The sequence below is a fragment of the Chitinophaga sp. CF118 genome, assembly GCF_900112615.1.
Lineage (GTDB): Bacteria > Bacteroidota > Bacteroidia > Chitinophagales > Chitinophagaceae > Chitinophaga.
Map to the genome: position 1 here is coordinate 625,046 of NZ_FOMK01000004.1, position 17,030 is coordinate 642,075.

At 42.6% G+C, this 17,030-nt stretch carries 16 protein-coding genes; 11 read left to right on the forward strand and 5 right to left on the reverse strand.

Annotation, left to right across the window (positions count from 1 at the left end; genetic code table 11):
- The first annotated feature begins 31 nt into the window (after positions 1 to 31).
- A complete protein-coding gene (gene ahcY / locus BM176_RS18750) occupies positions 32 to 1,360 on the forward strand; it encodes an adenosylhomocysteinase (protein ID WP_090105828.1) in 1,329 nt (442 codons plus the stop codon).
- 74 nt (positions 1,361 to 1,434) lie between these two features.
- The gene (locus BM176_RS18755) at positions 1,435 to 2,166 is read left to right on the forward strand and encodes a pyridoxine 5'-phosphate synthase (protein ID WP_090105829.1); all 732 of its coding nucleotides are present in this window, start codon (positions 1,435 to 1,437) and stop codon (positions 2,164 to 2,166) included.
- Here BM176_RS18755 and porQ read toward each other — a convergent pair whose 3' ends face one another.
- From porQ to BM176_RS18780, 5 genes are all read right to left on the reverse strand, one after another.
- Positions 2,167 to 3,210 (reverse strand): type IX secretion system protein PorQ, encoded by a 1,044-nt coding sequence (gene porQ / locus BM176_RS18760; RefSeq protein ID WP_090105830.1) that lies wholly within the window; start codon positions 3,208 to 3,210, stop codon positions 2,167 to 2,169.
- A gap of 135 nt (positions 3,211 to 3,345) precedes the next feature.
- The gene (gene lon / locus BM176_RS18765) at positions 3,346 to 5,748 is read right to left on the reverse strand and encodes an endopeptidase La (RefSeq protein WP_090106133.1); all 2,403 of its coding nucleotides are present in this window, start codon (positions 5,746 to 5,748) and stop codon (positions 3,346 to 3,348) included.
- Between the two features lie 184 nt (positions 5,749 to 5,932).
- A complete protein-coding gene (locus tag BM176_RS18770) occupies positions 5,933 to 6,550 on the reverse strand; it encodes a porin family protein (protein WP_090105831.1) in 618 nt (205 codons plus the stop codon).
- Between the two features lie 82 nt (positions 6,551 to 6,632).
- Positions 6,633 to 7,517 (reverse strand): hypothetical protein, encoded by an 885-nt coding sequence (locus BM176_RS18775; protein WP_090105832.1) that lies wholly within the window; start codon positions 7,515 to 7,517, stop codon positions 6,633 to 6,635.
- 105 nt (positions 7,518 to 7,622) lie between these two features.
- A complete protein-coding gene (locus tag BM176_RS18780) occupies positions 7,623 to 8,879 on the reverse strand; it encodes a metallophosphoesterase (RefSeq protein ID WP_090105833.1) in 1,257 nt (418 codons plus the stop codon).
- 336 nt (positions 8,880 to 9,215) lie between these two features.
- On the opposite strand from BM176_RS18780, the gene BM176_RS18790 reads away from it, so the two are divergent.
- The 9 genes from BM176_RS18790 (at position 9,216) to BM176_RS18830 (ending at position 16,976) form a co-directional block, all read left to right on the forward strand.
- Positions 9,216 to 9,896, forward strand: a complete 681-nt coding sequence (locus tag BM176_RS18790) for a metal-dependent hydrolase (RefSeq protein WP_090105835.1) — start codon at positions 9,216 to 9,218, stop codon at positions 9,894 to 9,896.
- Positions 9,897 to 9,989: 93 nt separating this feature from the next.
- A complete protein-coding gene (locus BM176_RS18795) occupies positions 9,990 to 10,811 on the forward strand; it encodes a ParA family protein (RefSeq protein WP_090105836.1) in 822 nt (273 codons plus the stop codon).
- Entirely contained in the window at positions 10,795 to 11,727 is a 933-nt protein-coding gene (locus BM176_RS18800) for a ParB/RepB/Spo0J family partition protein (RefSeq protein ID WP_090105837.1), read from the forward strand. Before BM176_RS18795 ends, BM176_RS18800 begins: the two co-directional genes overlap by 17 nt.
- Before the next feature lie 49 nt (positions 11,728 to 11,776).
- Positions 11,777 to 12,406 (forward strand): DUF5683 domain-containing protein, encoded by a 630-nt coding sequence (locus tag BM176_RS18805; protein ID WP_090105838.1) that lies wholly within the window; start codon positions 11,777 to 11,779, stop codon positions 12,404 to 12,406.
- 32 nt (positions 12,407 to 12,438) lie between these two features.
- Positions 12,439 to 13,155 carry a 4-hydroxy-tetrahydrodipicolinate reductase gene (gene dapB / locus BM176_RS18810; protein ID WP_090105839.1) on the forward strand — a complete coding sequence of 239 codons (717 nt, stop codon included), beginning with the start codon at positions 12,439 to 12,441 and terminating at the stop codon, positions 13,153 to 13,155.
- 94 nt (positions 13,156 to 13,249) lie between these two features.
- Positions 13,250 to 13,666 carry an RrF2 family transcriptional regulator gene (locus BM176_RS18815; RefSeq protein WP_090105840.1) on the forward strand — a complete coding sequence of 139 codons (417 nt, stop codon included), beginning with the start codon at positions 13,250 to 13,252 and terminating at the stop codon, positions 13,664 to 13,666.
- A 364-nt stretch (positions 13,667 to 14,030) separates the two neighbouring features.
- Positions 14,031 to 14,714, forward strand: a complete 684-nt coding sequence (locus BM176_RS18820; RefSeq protein ID WP_090106134.1) for a phosphoadenylyl-sulfate reductase — start codon at positions 14,031 to 14,033, stop codon at positions 14,712 to 14,714.
- A 57-nt stretch (positions 14,715 to 14,771) separates the two neighbouring features.
- Complete coding sequence (cysD, locus tag BM176_RS18825; RefSeq protein WP_090105841.1) at positions 14,772 to 15,680, forward strand: sulfate adenylyltransferase subunit CysD; 909 nt, start codon at positions 14,772 to 14,774, stop codon at positions 15,678 to 15,680.
- 48 nt (positions 15,681 to 15,728) lie between these two features.
- Complete coding sequence (locus tag BM176_RS18830; protein WP_090105842.1) at positions 15,729 to 16,976, forward strand: sulfate adenylyltransferase subunit 1; 1,248 nt, start codon at positions 15,729 to 15,731, stop codon at positions 16,974 to 16,976.
- Positions 16,977 to 17,030: the final 54 nt, after the last annotated feature.

Genomic DNA, 17,030 nt, shown 5'->3' on the forward strand with positions numbered 1-17,030 from the left:
ATAAAGGTAGATTTGCACAAAACAAGTAATAATGTCGACAATAGCTAACTCTAACATTGACTTTAACCTTGCATATAAGGTAAAGGACATGTCTCTGGCAGAATGGGGACGTAAAGAAATAGAACTGGCAGAAGCAGAAATGCCAGGTTTGATGTCCCTCAGAGAGGAATATGGTGCTACCAAGCCATTACAGGGTGCCCGCATTGCCGGTTGCTTACATATGACCATCCAGACTGCCGTATTAATAGAAACTCTGGTACATCTGGGTGCAGAAGTACGCTGGAGCTCTTGTAATATCTTCTCTACCCAGGATCATGCTGCTGCTGCTATCGCTGCTGCAGGTGTTCCCGTGTTTGCCTGGAAAGGTTTGAACGAGAAGGAATTTGACTGGTGTATTGAACAAACCCTGTTCTTCGGTGGTGCTGACCGTCCGCTGAACATGATCCTGGATGATGGTGGTGACCTGACCAACATGGTATTTGATAAATATCCTGAACTGATCCAGCACGTTAAAGGCTTGAGTGAAGAAACCACTACCGGTGTACACCGTCTTTACGAGCGCATGCAGCATGGTACTTTACCAATCCCTGCTATCAATATCAACGACTCTGTTACTAAATCTAAATTTGATAACAAATACGGTTGCCGTGAATCATGTGTAGATGCGATCCGTCGTGCTACCGATGTAATGATTGCCGGTAAAGTAGCAGTTGTTGCTGGTTTTGGTGATGTTGGTAAAGGTTCTGCAGAATCTCTGAGAGGTGCTGGTGCCCGTGTAATCGTTACTGAAATAGATCCTATCTGTGCGCTGCAGGCTGCTATGGAAGGCTATGAAGTGAAGAAAATGGCTGATGCAGTGAAAGAAGCCGATATTATCGTTACCACCACAGGTTGTCGCGATATCATCATCGGTGATCATTTCAAATCAATGAAGGATAAATGTATCGTATCTAACATCGGTCACTTTGACATTGAAATAGATGTTGCCTGGTTGAACAAAAACTACGGTAATACCAAAGTGGAAATCAAACCACAGGTAGATAAATATACCATTGATGGTAAAGATATCATCCTGCTGGCTGAAGGCCGCCTGGTAAACCTTGGTTGTGCCAATGGTCATCCTTCATTTGTAATGAGTAACTCATTTACAAACCAGGTAATGGCTCAGCTGGAACTGTGGATCAATACCAGCAAATACGAAAACAAAGTATATGTACTGCCTAAACACCTGGATGAAAAAGTAGCCCGTCTGCACCTGAAAAAAGTAGGCGTAGAACTGGATGAGCTGACTCCAGCTCAATCAGCTTACCTGAATATCCCAGTGGTAGGTCCTTACAAACCTGATTACTACAGGTACTAGTCGTACAAAAAAATAGAAAGGAAAAGGGTGTTCTGCTAAAAACAGAACACCCTTTTTTTCTTTAATTTTGCAGCATGACCAAGCTTAGCGTAAATATTAACAAGTTTGCTACCCTTCGCAATGCAAGGGGTGGTAATATGCCAGATATACTCAAAGTAGCACAGGATTGTGAACGTTTTGGTGCAGACGGGATTACCGTACATCCCCGCCCGGATGAACGTCATATCCGCTACCAGGACGTAAGAGATCTTAAACCGCTGGTAACTACAGAATTTAATATAGAAGGATATCCTTCCCGCGATTTTATGGACCTGGTGCTGGATGTAAAACCACACCAGTGCACACTCGTGCCAGACCCGCCAGATGCCATTACTTCCAATACCGGCTGGGATACTATAAAAAATCAGTCTTTTCTGAAAGAAGTAATCAGTACACTGAAAGCCGCAGGAATCAGAGTATCCATTTTCCTGAATGCCGAAGTTAATAAAGTGGAAGGTGCTAAAACTGCCGGGGCAGACCGTATAGAATTATATACCGGACCTTATGCAGAAGAATATGCCAAAGCCCGCACCCAGCTGCAAAACCTGGCACTGTTCAATAACTATAAAAACACTGCAGAAGCGGCCACCGCTATAGGACTTGACCTGAATGCAGGACATGATCTGAACCTGGAAAACCTGCGCTTTTTCAAACTGGCTATTCCTCAGTTGAAAGAAGTATCCATTGGACATGCGCTTGTATGTGATGCTATTTACCTGGGGCTGGAAAATACAATCCAGTTATATAAACGGGAACTGGTACATTAATCAGAATACTCCCCACTCCTTCAGTGGTATATTTATTCCCAGCTGATTCAGAGCTGCGCTGCGCTGATACCATGAACGGGTATAGCGCAGCTGCAACTTGCGTGTAACAATGCCAATACCGGCAGAGAATCCGCTAAGTCCTCTTTGCTGTGGCGTCGATAATTCCTGACGCCGTAAATGATTATACCCTGCCGTGATCTCTACATAACGACCTATTTCCCACTGTGCTGCCAGCACAAAATGCCGGAAAATCTTGTCGGCAGTTTTATTACCTGTATTAGTTGTGTCCCCATTTGTAATAATACTCCCCTCTTCAAAACCGGGATCTGAATAACGTACATCAAACTGGTAAATATGATGCAGGGTAGCGGATAACTGTAACGGAATATGTTCCAGTTTTTTGGAAATCCCTATTTGCAAATCAAATGGTAACGGCTCCTTAGTACCTGCATAAGCTGTTAACTGTGCTCCCATGTTCCGGGCCACAAATCCCGCCTGCCATTTATGTGCGGTATCCTGGTAAGTAAGGCCAACATTTACGCCCAACCCCGTGGAATGATATTGCTGATAATTTGATTGTATAAACTGTAACGTGATTCCATAGTGCCACCTCTCCAGGTATTGCCGGGAAAGGGTCAGTTGAAGAGACATATCCCTGGGTTTGAATGTGCCCTGGATATTACCGGCAGCATCCGTTTGTGTTACGGTGCCATAATTAACATACTGCACACTGCCGGCAAAAACTGTTTGTAAACGGCTGGAATAATAACCATACAGGCAATGTACATATTGTACATCGGCAAAATAATTGGTATAATTCATTTCCAGATGCTGATGCATACTTTCTCTCAGCAAAGCAGGATTTAAAGCAGATAGCGCAATATCATTATTCTGCTGACTAACATTTATATTCCCCAGTGCAGCCAGTTGCGGGGCTACAGGAAGATCAAGAAAAGAGAATACACTTTTTCCTCCCAGTACCTGGGCGGTAGCAGGCTGGAAATATAAAAACAGGCACAGGAATAAGCTTTTTATCTTCCGCATGAAGACATAAAACTAATTAATAATGTCGTAAATAATAAAGCCACTCTGCCTGAAAGCAGAATGGCTTTATAAAACCCTTAAAACAATCAACATAAACATTCAATGCAGGCCAACTGTAATAACCTGCATGAAGAGTTACTTCTTTAATAACGCTATATCGATCACTTGGTTCATTTCTTTTACAAAATGGAACTTTAATCCTTTAATATGTTCCGGATTAATTTCCTTAATATCTTTTTCATTCTGCCAGCAAAGGATAATTTCTCTGATCCCCGCCCTTTTGGCAGCCAGAATCTTCTCCTTGATCCCGCCAACCGGCAACACCTGTCCGCGCAAGGTTATTTCTCCTGTCATTGCCAGATAGGATCTCACCTTTCTGCCGGTAAATACGGAAGTAAGTGCTGTGAGCATGGTAATCCCTGCACTCGGACCATCTTTCGGTACTGCCCCTTCCGGTACGTGTACATGTACATTACGCTGGTACATCAATTTAGGGTCAATATTGAATTCCGCTGCGTTTGCCTGCAGGTAACTCAGAGCTGTGGTTGCAGATTCCTTCATTACATTACCCAGGTTACCAGTCAGCTTCAGATCACCCTTACCTTCACTGAGACTACTTTCTATAAAAAGGATATCCCCTCCTACATATGTCCAGGCCAAACCTACGGCTACACCTGCGGGATTACCCACTTTATATATTTCGTTGGAATAACGGGGTTTGCCTAATATTTTCTCTACATGTTCTTCCGTCAGGGTATCCGGTACATCTTCTTCCAGTGCCACGTCTTTTGCAAGAGAACGCATAATAGAAGCCAGCTGACGATCCAGCTCACGTACACCGCTTTCACGGGTATAGTCCTGAATGATGCTTTCCATCACACTATTGCTGATCTTCATTTTCAGCGATTTCAGCCCATGTGCATCCTTTTGCTTTGGTACAAGATGACGCTTGGCGATTTCTGCTTTCTCTTCTATAGAGTAGCCACTCAGATCAATGATTTCCAGCCTGTCGCGCAGAGCCGGGTTGATGGCATTGATATTATTGGCGGTAGCAATGAATAATACCTTGCTCAGGTCATATTCCAGTTCAAGGTAATTATCATAGAAGGTACCATTCTGTTCAGGATCAAGAACTTCCAGCATGGCAGAACTAGGATCTCCCCGCTGATCACTTCCTATTTTGTCTATCTCATCCAGGATCATTACCGGATTGGACGTTTTTACCTTACGGATGGATTGCAGCACACGGCCGGGCATTGCCCCGATATATGTTTTGCGGTGTCCCCTGATTTCACTTTCATCATGTAAACCACCCAGGCTCAGACGTACATATTTACGACCAATAGCACTGGCAATGGAACGTCCGAGAGATGTTTTACCAATACCCGGAGGGCCTACAAAACAAAGAATCGGCGATTTCATATCACCTTTCAGTTTTAGTACAGCCAGATATTCCAGGATCCTTTCCTTGATCTTATCCATGCCATAATGATCATTATCAAGGATCTTTTTGGCCTTTTTCAAATCATAGCTGTCCTGCGTGTAATCCTGCCAGGGCAGGTCCAGCATCAGATCCAGGTGGTTATATACCACAGAATAGTCGGGAGTGCTGGGATGCATCCGTTCCAGCTTCTCAATTCCTTTTCTGAACAGTTCTGCAGCGGCTTCCGTCCACACTTTCTTTTCAGCTTTACGCTGTAATTCTTTTACCTCACGGTCGTTAGAATCGCCACCCAGTTCTTCCTTAATGGATTTCAGCTGTTGCTGTAAAAAATATTCCCGCTGTTGTTTATCAAGGTCTGCCTTCGTTTTGTTGGTGATCTTGTTCTTCAGTTCTGCCAGCTGTAATTCTACCTGCAATAATTTCAACAACAGTTCTGCACGTGTGCGCAGATTATTGATTTCCAGCAATTGTTGTTTTTCCTTCAGATCGCAGTTAAGGTTGGAAGAAACGAAATGTACCAGGAAAGAAGCGTTTTCAATATTCTTGAGGATGATACTGGCTTCAGAAGGGAGGTTTGGCGACAACTGAATAATCTGCCCTGCCAGGTCTTTGATAGACGAGATATACGCATCAAATTCCGGATCATCTGTTACTATTTCATCGTTCAGTACTTCAATGCGGGCTTTGAAATAAGGATCTTCGGAAGCAATCTCACTGATCTTAAACCTTTTACGTCCCTGTATAATAATAGTAGTGCCGCCGTCCGGCATTTTGATCAGCTTCACAATACGGGCTACCGTACCTACATCTGCCAGGTCTACTATATTGGGATCCTCTATTGTACTGTCTTTCTGTGCCACAACACCTATCAGTTTATCACTTCTGTAGGCATCATTTACCGCTTTTATTGATTTATCTCTACCAACGGTTATTGGCAATACCACGCCGGGAAAAAGTACAGTATTTCTCAGAGGTAAAAGGGCCAGTTCATCAGGTATTTTATCATCTTCCTGCCCATCACCGTCTTCATTTAAAGGGATGATTGGCATGAATTCCATCTCTTCTTCAGAATTGTTCAAATAAAATCTGTTCATCTGCATAGTTTAATTCGGAAAGTGGCCAATTTGTCAGCCTATGGTCTTTATTTTCCTTTTATTTATAAGCATAGGTATATTGTCAAGTTTAATGCCATTTGTATATACGTAATAATTATCTGTCTATAAAAAAAAGCGTCCCGGTCAAAATGCCGGGACGCTTCCTGTTATTATAAAAGAAATACTATAATGTTACACCTACACCCAACTGGATCGCCTGGTTTTTCCAGTTCCCCGTGTTAGATACGTCTTGTACACTTCTTACGTCAGTAAAACCAACTATGTAACGGGCGCTGATGTTCACGATAGGCAATTGCAACCATAAACCAGCAACACCTGAAATATCTCCGCCATTGAATGCATCATCTGCTCCTTTGAATACATTTCTATTACTTACCAATGCACTGAACTGAGGTCCGAGCTGTAATTTAACACGTGGAGAACCCAGGGATATATTGGCAAGGATGGGAATACTGAGATAATTCAGTTTGATCTTTTTGTCTTCGTTTTCAGGATTGTTTAGATTATCCGGATTATAGATCTGTCCAAAGTCGCTTGTTGTTTTGGTTTGGGTAGATGAAAAGATCAATTCTCCCTGTACCCCAAAACCTTTTGTAAGATTAATCTGTGCAAAAGCACCCAGATGGTATCCAAGGTTAAAGCCATCTTTATAACCTTTACCATCTAATTTACCCAGGTTTGCACCTCCTTTTAAACCGAACCTTAAAAATTTGCTTTGGGCACTAACAGTAGAAAATGCAGTTACACTGAGCACTGTGATTGCGAAAAACAGTTTTTTCATATAGCGTTTTTTGTACGATACGTATTATATCAAATTCTATGCTAAGTTTATTTACATATATGCCAACGTAATTGTGAGATAATTATTTTAGGGAGAAGCCTACACGTGCGGTAAAGTATCCCATCAAACTTTTGTCTTCACCCTGAAAAGGTCTGAAAACGGTATAAGAAGGAGAGATGGTAAATTTGCCCATTACATAAGAAAGGTTCAGTGTAAAGTCCAGTGCACGGACTTCAAAGCCGGTATTAGTACTACTGGTGGTGCCCAGCAAATCGCCCCTTTCCCGTGGACGCTCACGGTCTTCCCATTTTAGTTTGGGTGAACGGGATACATATTGAAAAGCCTTGAGGTTACTGTAATAATTGGCGGTACCCATGGTGAGTCCGAAAGAGGGAGTTAAGAGTATTGCATCGTCGCGTTTTAATACATCTGCAAAAACAAATGGATGGCGAACGGCAGCTACGATATTAAAATCGTTCCCGGAAATACTATGGGTAGCGGGACCTATTTTTTCATCTACTTTTCCCCAGCCAAGGTCAATGCTGATACCGGGTTGAACCCACCAGTCGCGGTAATAGAAATACGCAAATAATTCGTTGTTGATTGGTGTGGCAGGAACATCTGAAGAATCCGGAAAGATATATTTCGTGTAAGAGATCCCGGTAAGAAAACGCCTGTCTTTCGTATAGTCATATCCTGCGCTGAAGTCCCATTCAAACCAGGGTGTGCCAATGGCATCAAATAGGTAATAGGTACTTGCACTCGCATATAGCCCACTTTTATGATAATACCCTATTGTTGGAGAAATGAATGTTTTCATCTCAATAGTTCTATCATAATCGGCAACCTTTTTGCTGCTATAGGCAGGATTATTACCATATCCCAGCCCAACCATGAATTCACTTTTCTCCTGTTTTCTCAACAGGGAATCCAGTTGCTTTTCAAGTTCGGCAAGGGACTGGCTCATAACAGCCTGACTACACAACAGAAATAAGACAAAACAAAAGCAGCGGCGCATGCACGGAGCATTTAATTTTATGCCCGCAAGATAAGAGAAAAGTTTGATGTTTACTTATACCAGGTCTATTACAGTAATTTCTGGCAAAATACCCACCCGGCCCGGATATCCGAGAAAGCCAAACCCTCTGTTTACATATAGGCGCTGGTTTCCTTCTTTATATAGACCAGCCCATTCCTTATAGATATACTGGGCAGGGCTCCATTTGAAACCAGGTATTTCCACACCAAACTGCATACCGTGGGTATGCCCCGCCAGGGTAAGGTCAATATCAGGATATTCTGTTCTTACCTGCGCATCCCAATGGGTAGGGTCATGCGACAATAATATTTTAAAGGGCAGGTGGGAGGTTCCCTCATGTGCTTTTTTCATATCGCCATATTTAGGAAAACGGCTCATAGCACTCCAGTTTTCAATACCCAGCAATCCTATTTGCTGTCCGCCGCGTTCCAGGGTAATATGTTCATTCATTAGTAAACGCCAGCCCAGTTCTCCATGTACGGCCTTTACTTTTTCAAGATTCTCTGCACGTTGCACACTATAACCATTCGCATCTTTGTCCGGCCAGGCAAAATAATCGCCATAGTCGTGATTACCCAGGGTGGAATACACCCCCATTGGTGCTTTTATCTGGCTGAAAAGTTCCATGTGGGGTTCCATTTCTTTGGCCCTGTCATTTACAAGATCGCCGGTGAACAATATCAGATCCGCCTTCTGGGCTTTAATCATGGCGATTCCTTTAGCAACCCCTTTCATGTTGCTTAAACTTCCGGAATGGATATCAGAGATTTGAACGATTCTTAATCCTTTGAAAGCCGGGGGCAGGTTACTGAACGACAGCTTAATCTTATGTACCTGATATTTGTAACGATTGCTAATGCCGTATAATATGGTAGCAAATACACCTCCTCCCATCAAAAGGGCTACCTGGGTAAGGAATTTAGAACGGGTAATGTTACTGATATCCTGTGCAGGACTATTGGAAGAGAACTTACTGATGATCCATTGTACTCCTCTCCTTATGTCATCCAGAAGCATGAATACAGCTACCAGCAATTTGGCAAATACCAGTGCGAATATAACAGTAAGTACAAATGAACGGAGATTAATGGGCCACTCCTGCCAGTGCAGATAAGGCAGTAACAGAATGGTAGACAGCACCATGGCAGAGATGCTCCAGTAGATTCCAAACACTATTGCACGTGTACGATCTGAGGAGGTACCGACAATTGCCCTTACGGCCATGAAAACATAAATATCCAGTAAAAGCAATATTATTACCAGAATAATCGTATTAAATCCCGTGCGCATGGTTTTATATTTGAGCTGTATGTTTTATTACTAAAGTCAGCATGATTGTGATGACGATTTATGGATACCAATATTGTACCTTTGTGCGACATTTTTTCGTTTACATAGAGAAATACCACTAACTATTTAATTATTAACAAATTAACAATTGCGTACTTCTTCTGTTGTGAATAAATAAATATACCCCCACACCTTATTTTTACCTAATCGTTGTACTTTTGTCGGACTTGGGTTATTGCAATTAATATAATCTGTTGTCAAAAAAGTGGTATCTGATTTGCAGGCGGTGAAGCTTAGTTTATTGATAATTAATATATTGGCAAAGATACTGAATATATGAAATTCACTTTTTACGGTCATTCCAGCTTTGCAGTAGAGATTAAGGGGAAAAAGATTGTTTTTGATCCTTTCATTACCCATAACGAACTAGCTAAATCAATAGATATCAATAAGATAGAAGCTGATTATATCTTTATTTCACATGGACATGATGATCATATAGCGGATCTTGTTACCCTGGCCAGACGTACAAATGCCACTATTGTAGGGGCTTACGAAATTACAGTATGGGCGGGTAAACAGGGGCTTGAAAAAGTGCATCCCATGAATACAGGTGGAAAGTGGGCATTTGATTTTGGTACGGTAAAATGTGTAACTGCTCATCACTCAGGCGGTCTGGCTGATGGTTCATATGGCGGAAATCCTTTAGGTTTCGTATTCACTACGGACGAAGGTAATTTCTACTTTGCAGGAGATACCGCGCTGACCCTGGATATGCAGTTAATTCCACGTTTTGCAAAACTGGACTTTGCGGTTTTGCCAATAGGAGATAATTTTACAATGGGAGCAGATGATGCCATCGTGGCAGCAGAGTTTATTAAATGTAAACGCATTATAGGAGTTCATTACGATACATTTGGTTATATTAAGATAGATAAAGAGGATGTGACACGGCAATTTGCCAATGCAGGCTTAGAGTTGTTGTTACCGGCAATAGGAAGCAGTATTGATTTGTAAGAATAGTATATATTACATGGTTAACAGACTGTTGTCGGTGTACCATAATCTTTTTATTATCCTATAGTAAACCTAAGAAATACCTAATCACAAATGGCAAGAGTAATCGCAATCGCTAATCAGAAAGGGGGGGTAGGAAAAACCACCAGTGCTATTAACCTGGCAAGCAGTCTGGCTGTGCTGGAATATAAAACGTTACTGGTAGATGCCGACCCACAGGCAAACAGCACTACCGGTCTGGGTTTTGATCTGCGTCATATACAGCAGAGCTTATATGATTGTATGGTGAATGATGTGCTTGCAAAAGATGTGGTACTTGAATCAGATACCCCTAATTTGAAAGTATTACCTTCTCATATTGACCTGGTAGGTGCAGAACTGGAGCTCATTAACCACCCAAACAGGGAACAGGTAATGAAGCAGGTGATCGACGCTATTAAAAATGACTATGATTTTGTTATAGTTGACTGCTCTCCTTCCCTGGGCCTGATCACAGTAAATGCCCTGGTGGCATCTGATTCGGTGATCATACCCGTACAATGTGAATTCTTCGCATTGGAAGGTTTAGGTAAGTTACTGAATACCATTAAGATAGTACAAAGCCGTTTAAATACCTCCCTGGAAATAGAAGGTATATTAATGACTATGTATGATGGCCGCTTACGCCTGAGCAACCAGGTAGTAGACGAGGTAAAACAGCATTTTGAAGAAAGCGTATTCAACACCATCATTCACCGTAACACCAAACTGGGTGAAGCTCCCAGCTTTGGTAAGTCTGTGATAATGTATGATGCTGCCAGTACAGGAGCTATTAACTACCTGAACCTGGCAAAGGAAATACTGCAAAACAATAACTTCACCCGTATTAACCAGGACGATAAAATATTAGCAATTAACGATGAGCAATCCGAGTAAGGGCAATCCTAATAAAAAAGAGGCGCTGGGGAAAGGTATCCGCTCGCTGCTGCAAAATATTGATACTGATCTGAAACAAACTACCAGTGCGCTTGGCGAACAGGTAGTTGCTCAGGCTACTGGTATTGAACGTATTCCACTGGATCAGGTGGATGTAAATCCAAAGCAGCCACGCCGGGACTTTGATGAGAAGGCTTTACAGGAATTGAGTAATTCCATCTCTCTGCACGATGTAATACAACCTATTACCGTGTCCAGAGTGGGACCCAAAAAATATCAGCTCATAGCGGGTGAAAGACGCTTACGTGCGAGCAGGATGGCTGGTTTGAAAGACATTCCAGCTTACATCCGCCAGGCAAATGACCAGGAACTCCTGGAACTGGCCCTGCTGGAAAACCTGCAACGTGAAAATCTGAATGCCATAGAAATTGGTCTGAGTTATAAAAGACTGATGGACGAATGCGTATTTACGCAGGAACAAGTGGCAGACAGGATGGGAAAAGAAAGAAGTACCGTTACAAACTATATACGTCTTTTAAAATTACCACCAGATGTACAGGTGGCTGTAAGGAACGGGCAAATCAGCATGGGACATGCCAGAGCACTGATTGCAGTGGAAAATATAGAGAAACAGCTGTACATTTTTAATGAAATTGTTCAAAATGGTCTTTCCGTTCGCCAAACGGAAGAACTGGTGCGCAAAACAAGTTACATAGAGAAAGGCAATGTTAAAAAGCCTGTAAAACCGACATTGCCACCGGCATATCAGAAAATAGAAGATCACCTGGCTACCCACTTCTCTACCAAAGTAAAACTGGACAGAGGCAAAACTGGTAAGGGCAGTGTTACAATCGAGTTCTATTCTGATGAAGAACTTGATAGCATATTAGAAAAAATAGATTTATACGGTGGCTAAAAAGTCCGGGAATATACTTTTAAACTTACTACGCATTTGTTTCCTTGCTATGCTCTTGCCATGCCTGATTCCGGGTACCCTCCTGGCGCAGGACAGCACCAAAGCTGCATATCTGAGAACACAACAGCCCGACAACCGGAAAGACAGTGCTACGCTCTTCATTAAAAAAGATTCCGTAGCCCCTGTACCGGAATCAGTGCACAGCCCACGTAAAGCTGCACTTTTCTCTGCCGTGTTACCTGGTCTGGGACAGGCATACAACCATCAATACTGGAAAATCCCACTTGTTTATGCTGCGCTTGGTATCACTACATATACTTTCATCGACAATATGAGTGAATACCGGAGGTATCGCAATGCCTACCGTATAAGAATGGATGGCAACGCTGATACTGTTGATGAATTCGCAGGTCTGTACCAAAACGCCAGCACATTGAAATTAATACGGGACCAATACCGGGAGTGGGTGGATTATTCCGTACTCGTATTTACACTGGCCTACGGACTCAATATCTTAGATGCTACCGTATTCGCTCACCTCCGTACCTTCGACATGTCGGACGATCTGAGTATGAAAATCGTACCTACCGTTATAGATAACAGAGCCCTGGGGCTGAGTTTACGTATAAGTATTGGCGGAAAGAAGAAATTCTCCAACAGCCTGGCCATTGGCAATTGATAGTAACAAATAACTCACACACTCAATATATTATGAAAATAGCGCTTATCGGTTATGGGAAAATGGGGAAGGCTATAGAAACAATAGCTATTGCCAAAGGTCATGAAATTGTACTCCGTGTCAACAGTCAGAATCTGCTGGAAAAAAAACACCTGCAGGAAGCTGAGGCAGATGTAGCTATTGAATTTACCGGACCGGAAACTGCGTACACTAATATATTAAAGTGTTTTGAAGCAAATGTACCCGTAGTATGCGGTAGCACAGGCTGGCTGGAGAAATTACCGGCTTTAAAAGCAGTATGCCTGGAAAAACACCAGGCATTTTTATATGCCAGCAACTTTAGCGTAGGTGTAAATATCTTCTTTGAGATCAATAAACGCCTGGCAGAACTGATGGCCGGACAAAATCAATATGATGTGATGATGGAAGAAATTCATCATACACAGAAAAAAGATGCCCCCAGCGGTACCGCTATCACACTGGCGGAACAAATCATGGATAAAGTGCATCGTAAAACACAGTGGGTGAACGCCGAAACTATAAAATCGGCAGAACTGCCAATCCTCTCTAAAAGGATAGATCCGGCTCCTGGCACCCATATCATTACGTATACTTCTGATATTGACGATATTACGATCACCCATACCGCACACTCCCGGGAAGGCTTTGCCTCCGGTGCAGTAATAGCTGCAGAGTGGCTCAAAGATAAAAAAGGCATCTTCGGCATGAAGGATGTACTAAGCCTGTGAAAACAGTAAGTAAGTGCATGATGTAAAAAGCCGTTATCTTTGCGTAATCTTCACCTTGTTATAAAACTTCTGGGAGGGATGCAAATCATTCGATATGTTGTCTAAAAAAACACAATACGCTTTTCATGCGCTCATACACCTGGCCGAAAATGCGGATAAAGGACCTATTCTGATTTCAGAAATTGCTCAGGAAAAAAGTATCTCCATTAAATTTCTGGAAAATATTCTCCTGGAATTAAAAAATGCAGGCATATTAGGTAGTAAAAAGGGTAAAGGAGGTGGTTACTACCTGCTGAAACCGCCAAAGGAAATCCCACTGGCTAAGATCATCCGTTTACTGGACGGAGCTATAGCTCTATTACCCTGCGTCAGTTTAAATTATTACGAACGTTGCGAAAATTGCCGGGATGAGGCCGTTTGCGGATTGAATGATGTAATGGGCAAAGTACGTGATGCCTCACTTAAAATACTGGAAACCAAGACACTTAAGGATATTCTGACAAGAGATTAAGGTATTTTCTCCTACCATTATTTTATTTAGTTAAGAAATAGCAAAAGGTCCATTTATAAATGGGCCTTTTGCTATTAATGGCTCACGCGTTCCGGATGAGTTGCACTTTAAACGGGAGGTAAACAGGTGGTAAACGGGAGATAAACAGGTATTTCCTGAACAAACACCTGTTTACCTCCCGTTTACCACCTGTTTACCACCTGTTAAAACTGCCAGTCACCTACCAGAAATTAGCAACTTTTTCCATGCTTATATAATTATTTAAAAAAACAGTCTATCTTTTTTATAGGTTTTATGTAATTTTGCTCACACAGCAGACGCATAAGTGGTAATGCGTCATGACTGTATAGCTAAGGAAGTTTACATGGAAAACATTAGAAAAGCATTGGAGGGCCTTGACGCACCGGCCGCCATGCGATACCTGGCAGAGCAATTCCCGGGTGCCGTGGCATTCTCTACCTCTTTTGGGCAGGAAGATCAGGTGATAGCAGACATGATATGGAGGGCAAAACTGCCCATCAGGGTATTTACGCTGGATACCGGACGTCTGTTTCAGGAAACCTACGATCTGATGGATCTTACCCGCGCCCGTTACAAACAATCCTTTGAAGTATATTTTCCCGAAACAGCTTCAGTTGAGAAACTGCTGCTTGAAAAAGGACCCAATAGCTTCTACGAATCTGTAGAAAACAGGAAAGAATGCTGTTTTATACGGAAAGTAGTACCGCTGAACCGTGCCCTGCAGGGCGTAAAGGTGTGGATAACAGGCCTCCGTGCAGAACAATCAGAAAACCGCCAGGCACTGGATGCACTGGAATGGGACGAAACAAGGCAGTTATATAAATATAATCCGCTGATACACTGGTCATATGAACAAATGATGGATTACCTTAAAACGCAGAATGTGCCTTACAACAAACTGCATGATAAAGGATTCATCAGCATAGGATGTGCCCCCTGTACCCGTGCAGTTGAACCGGGAGAACATCCCCGCGCCGGCAGATGGTGGTGGGAGTTATCCAAGAAAGAATGTGGGTTGCACGGCTAAAATTATTTAATTATTTTTCAAGATGGCAGTGAACAAGGGCCATTTAAATTAAGATATATGACCAATAAAATACAGTGGGAGTTTCCGCAGGCATTGGAAGACGAGGCCATCTATATTTTACGTGAAACGGCGGCACAATTTGAGAAACCTGCTATCCTGTTTTCAGGTGGTAAGGACTCTATCACCATTGTACGCCTTGCACAAAAAGCTTTTTATCCAGGCAAAGTACCTTTTCCACTTTTACATATAGATACCGGGCATAACTTCCCGGAAACAATTGAGTACCGCGACTGGCTGGTAAACAAACTGGGACTGGACCTTATTGTAAGAAATGTGCAGGATAGCATCAACCAGGGAAAAGTGCAGGAAGAAACCGGCAAGTATGCCAGCCGGAATGCACTGCAAACAGTTACCCTGCTGGATGGTATTGAAGAAATGAAGTATGATGCATGTATTGGTGGTGCACGCAGAGACGAAGAAAAAGCTCGTGCCAAAGAAAGGATCTTCTCTGTAAGAGATGAATTTGGTCAGTGGAATGCTAAAATGCAACGCCCGGAACTGTTCGATATGCTGAATGGTAAAATCCATCTGGGTGAGAATGTGCGGGTATTCCCTATTTCCAACTGGACAGAACTGGACGTATGGAATTACATCCGCAGAGAAAATCTTCGCATCCCCTCCATCTATTTCTCTCATGAAAGGGAAATCATTGAAAGAGATGGTATGTACTGGCCTACCTCTCCTTTCCTGAATACTTCTGAAGACGAAAAGCCTTTCATGCAGAAAGTACGCTTCCGCACCGTAGGTGATATGACCTGTACCGCGGCAGTTATTTCCGAAGCAGATAAACTGGAAGATATTATTTCTGAAATAATGGAAGCCAAAATCTCTGAAAGAGGTGCCCGTATTGACGATAAACGTTCAGAGGCTGCAATGGAAAAAAGGAAACAGGCTGGTTATTTTTAATTTCACTTTCAACAACACGTTACATTACTGTAACTCAAAAAATAGAATATGGAGGTTTTACATATAACCACTTCCGGCAGTGTAGATGATGGTAAAAGTACCCTGATTGGCAGGCTGCTTTATGATACTAATTCTATTCCACAGGATAAAATGGAAGCATTACATGCGGCCAGCAAAAGGAAAGGGCTTGACTTTACAGATTTGTCCCTGTTAACAGACGGACTGGTGGCAGAACGCGAGCAGGGTATCACTATTGATGTGGCACATATCTACTTCTCTACCCCCAACCGTAAATACATTATTGCAGATACACCCGGACATATAGAATATACGCGTAACATGGTAACCGGTGCATCTACTGCACAGGTATCCCTGATCCTGATAGATGCCCGTAAAGGCATTGTGGAACAGACTTACAGACACTTCTTTATTGCTGCGCTGTTGCGCATCCCCTACCTGGTGGTGTGTGTAAACAAAATGGACCTGGTAGAATATGATGAAGCCCGTTTTAATCAGATAGTGGAAGATTTTCAGCAGCTGGTAAAAAGTGCTTCTTTCCAGGCTCCTTCTATCAAGTTCATTCCTATCTCCTCCCTGTACGGCGAAAATGTAGCCGGCAGATCTGGCAAGATCAACTGGTATAAGGATCAATCCTTACTGGAATACCTGGAGCAGATTACTTTTGATCATGCTGATAGCAGTCACCCGGCCCGTTTCCCGGTACAATCCGTGATACGCCCAATGACGAAAGCATTCCATGATTTTCGTGGGTTTGCAGGTAAAGTGGCCAGTGGTCATTTTAACATAGGAGATGAAGTGATTTCACTGCCATCGCAACAAAAGAGTAAGATTAAAACCATTGAGCAGTTTGAAACACAGCTGTCCATTGCAAGTGCACGTGAAAGTGTAGTGATTACACTCGAAGATGAAATCGATACAAGTCGTGGCAGCATGCTGTCTAAAACAGATAACGTTCCTAACCTGCTGAAAGAAATTACCGCACAGGTATGCTGGATGGATCAGCAAAAGCTGGTTCCCGGAAAAGCTTATCTGTTACAGCATGGTATTAACCGTGTAAAGGCTAAAGTGCAGCAGATCCAGCATGTGATTGATGTTACATCTAACAAAATACTGGAAGATAAAAAGGAAATGGGACTGAATGACATTGGAAAGATTACACTGAAAACAGCACAACCTATATTTGCAGATTCTTACCACCTGAACCCTGCCAACGGGGCGTTCATCCTGGTAGATGAATTCAGCAATGCAACTGTAGCAGTAGGATTTGTAGAATAGTAAACCTTATAAAATATATAAACCCCGGTCATGCATGACCGGGGTTTTTTGTTT

What these genes read in the sequence shown, in the direction of transcription:
- ahcY (WP_090105828.1), top strand. Translation starts at nt 32, where the DNA reads ATGTCGACAATAGCTAACTCTAACATTGACTTTAACCTTGCATATAAG.
- BM176_RS18755 (WP_090105829.1), top strand. Translation starts at nt 1,435, where the DNA reads ATGACCAAGCTTAGCGTAAATATTAACAAGTTTGCTACCCTTCGCAAT.
- porQ (WP_090105830.1), bottom strand. Translation starts at nt 3,210, where the DNA reads ATGCGGAAGATAAAAAGCTTATTCCTGTGCCTGTTTTTATATTTCCAG.
- lon (WP_090106133.1), bottom strand. Translation starts at nt 5,748, where the DNA reads ATGAACAGATTTTATTTGAACAATTCTGAAGAAGAGATGGAATTCATG.
- BM176_RS18770 (WP_090105831.1), bottom strand. Translation starts at nt 6,550, where the DNA reads ATGAAAAAACTGTTTTTCGCAATCACAGTGCTCAGTGTAACTGCATTT.
- BM176_RS18775 (WP_090105832.1), bottom strand. Translation starts at nt 7,517, where the DNA reads ATGAGCCAGTCCCTTGCCGAACTTGAAAAGCAACTGGATTCCCTGTTG.
- BM176_RS18780 (WP_090105833.1), bottom strand. Translation starts at nt 8,879, where the DNA reads ATGCGCACGGGATTTAATACGATTATTCTGGTAATAATATTGCTTTTA.
- BM176_RS18790 (WP_090105835.1), top strand. Translation starts at nt 9,216, where the DNA reads ATGAAATTCACTTTTTACGGTCATTCCAGCTTTGCAGTAGAGATTAAG.
- BM176_RS18795 (WP_090105836.1), top strand. Translation starts at nt 9,990, where the DNA reads ATGGCAAGAGTAATCGCAATCGCTAATCAGAAAGGGGGGGTAGGAAAA.
- BM176_RS18800 (WP_090105837.1), top strand. Translation starts at nt 10,795, where the DNA reads ATGAGCAATCCGAGTAAGGGCAATCCTAATAAAAAAGAGGCGCTGGGG.
- BM176_RS18805 (WP_090105838.1), top strand. Translation starts at nt 11,777, where the DNA reads ATGCTCTTGCCATGCCTGATTCCGGGTACCCTCCTGGCGCAGGACAGC.
- dapB (WP_090105839.1), top strand. Translation starts at nt 12,439, where the DNA reads ATGAAAATAGCGCTTATCGGTTATGGGAAAATGGGGAAGGCTATAGAA.
- BM176_RS18815 (WP_090105840.1), top strand. Translation starts at nt 13,250, where the DNA reads ATGTTGTCTAAAAAAACACAATACGCTTTTCATGCGCTCATACACCTG.
- BM176_RS18820 (WP_090106134.1), top strand. Translation starts at nt 14,031, where the DNA reads ATGGAAAACATTAGAAAAGCATTGGAGGGCCTTGACGCACCGGCCGCC.
- cysD (WP_090105841.1), top strand. Translation starts at nt 14,772, where the DNA reads ATGACCAATAAAATACAGTGGGAGTTTCCGCAGGCATTGGAAGACGAG.
- BM176_RS18830 (WP_090105842.1), top strand. Translation starts at nt 15,729, where the DNA reads ATGGAGGTTTTACATATAACCACTTCCGGCAGTGTAGATGATGGTAAA.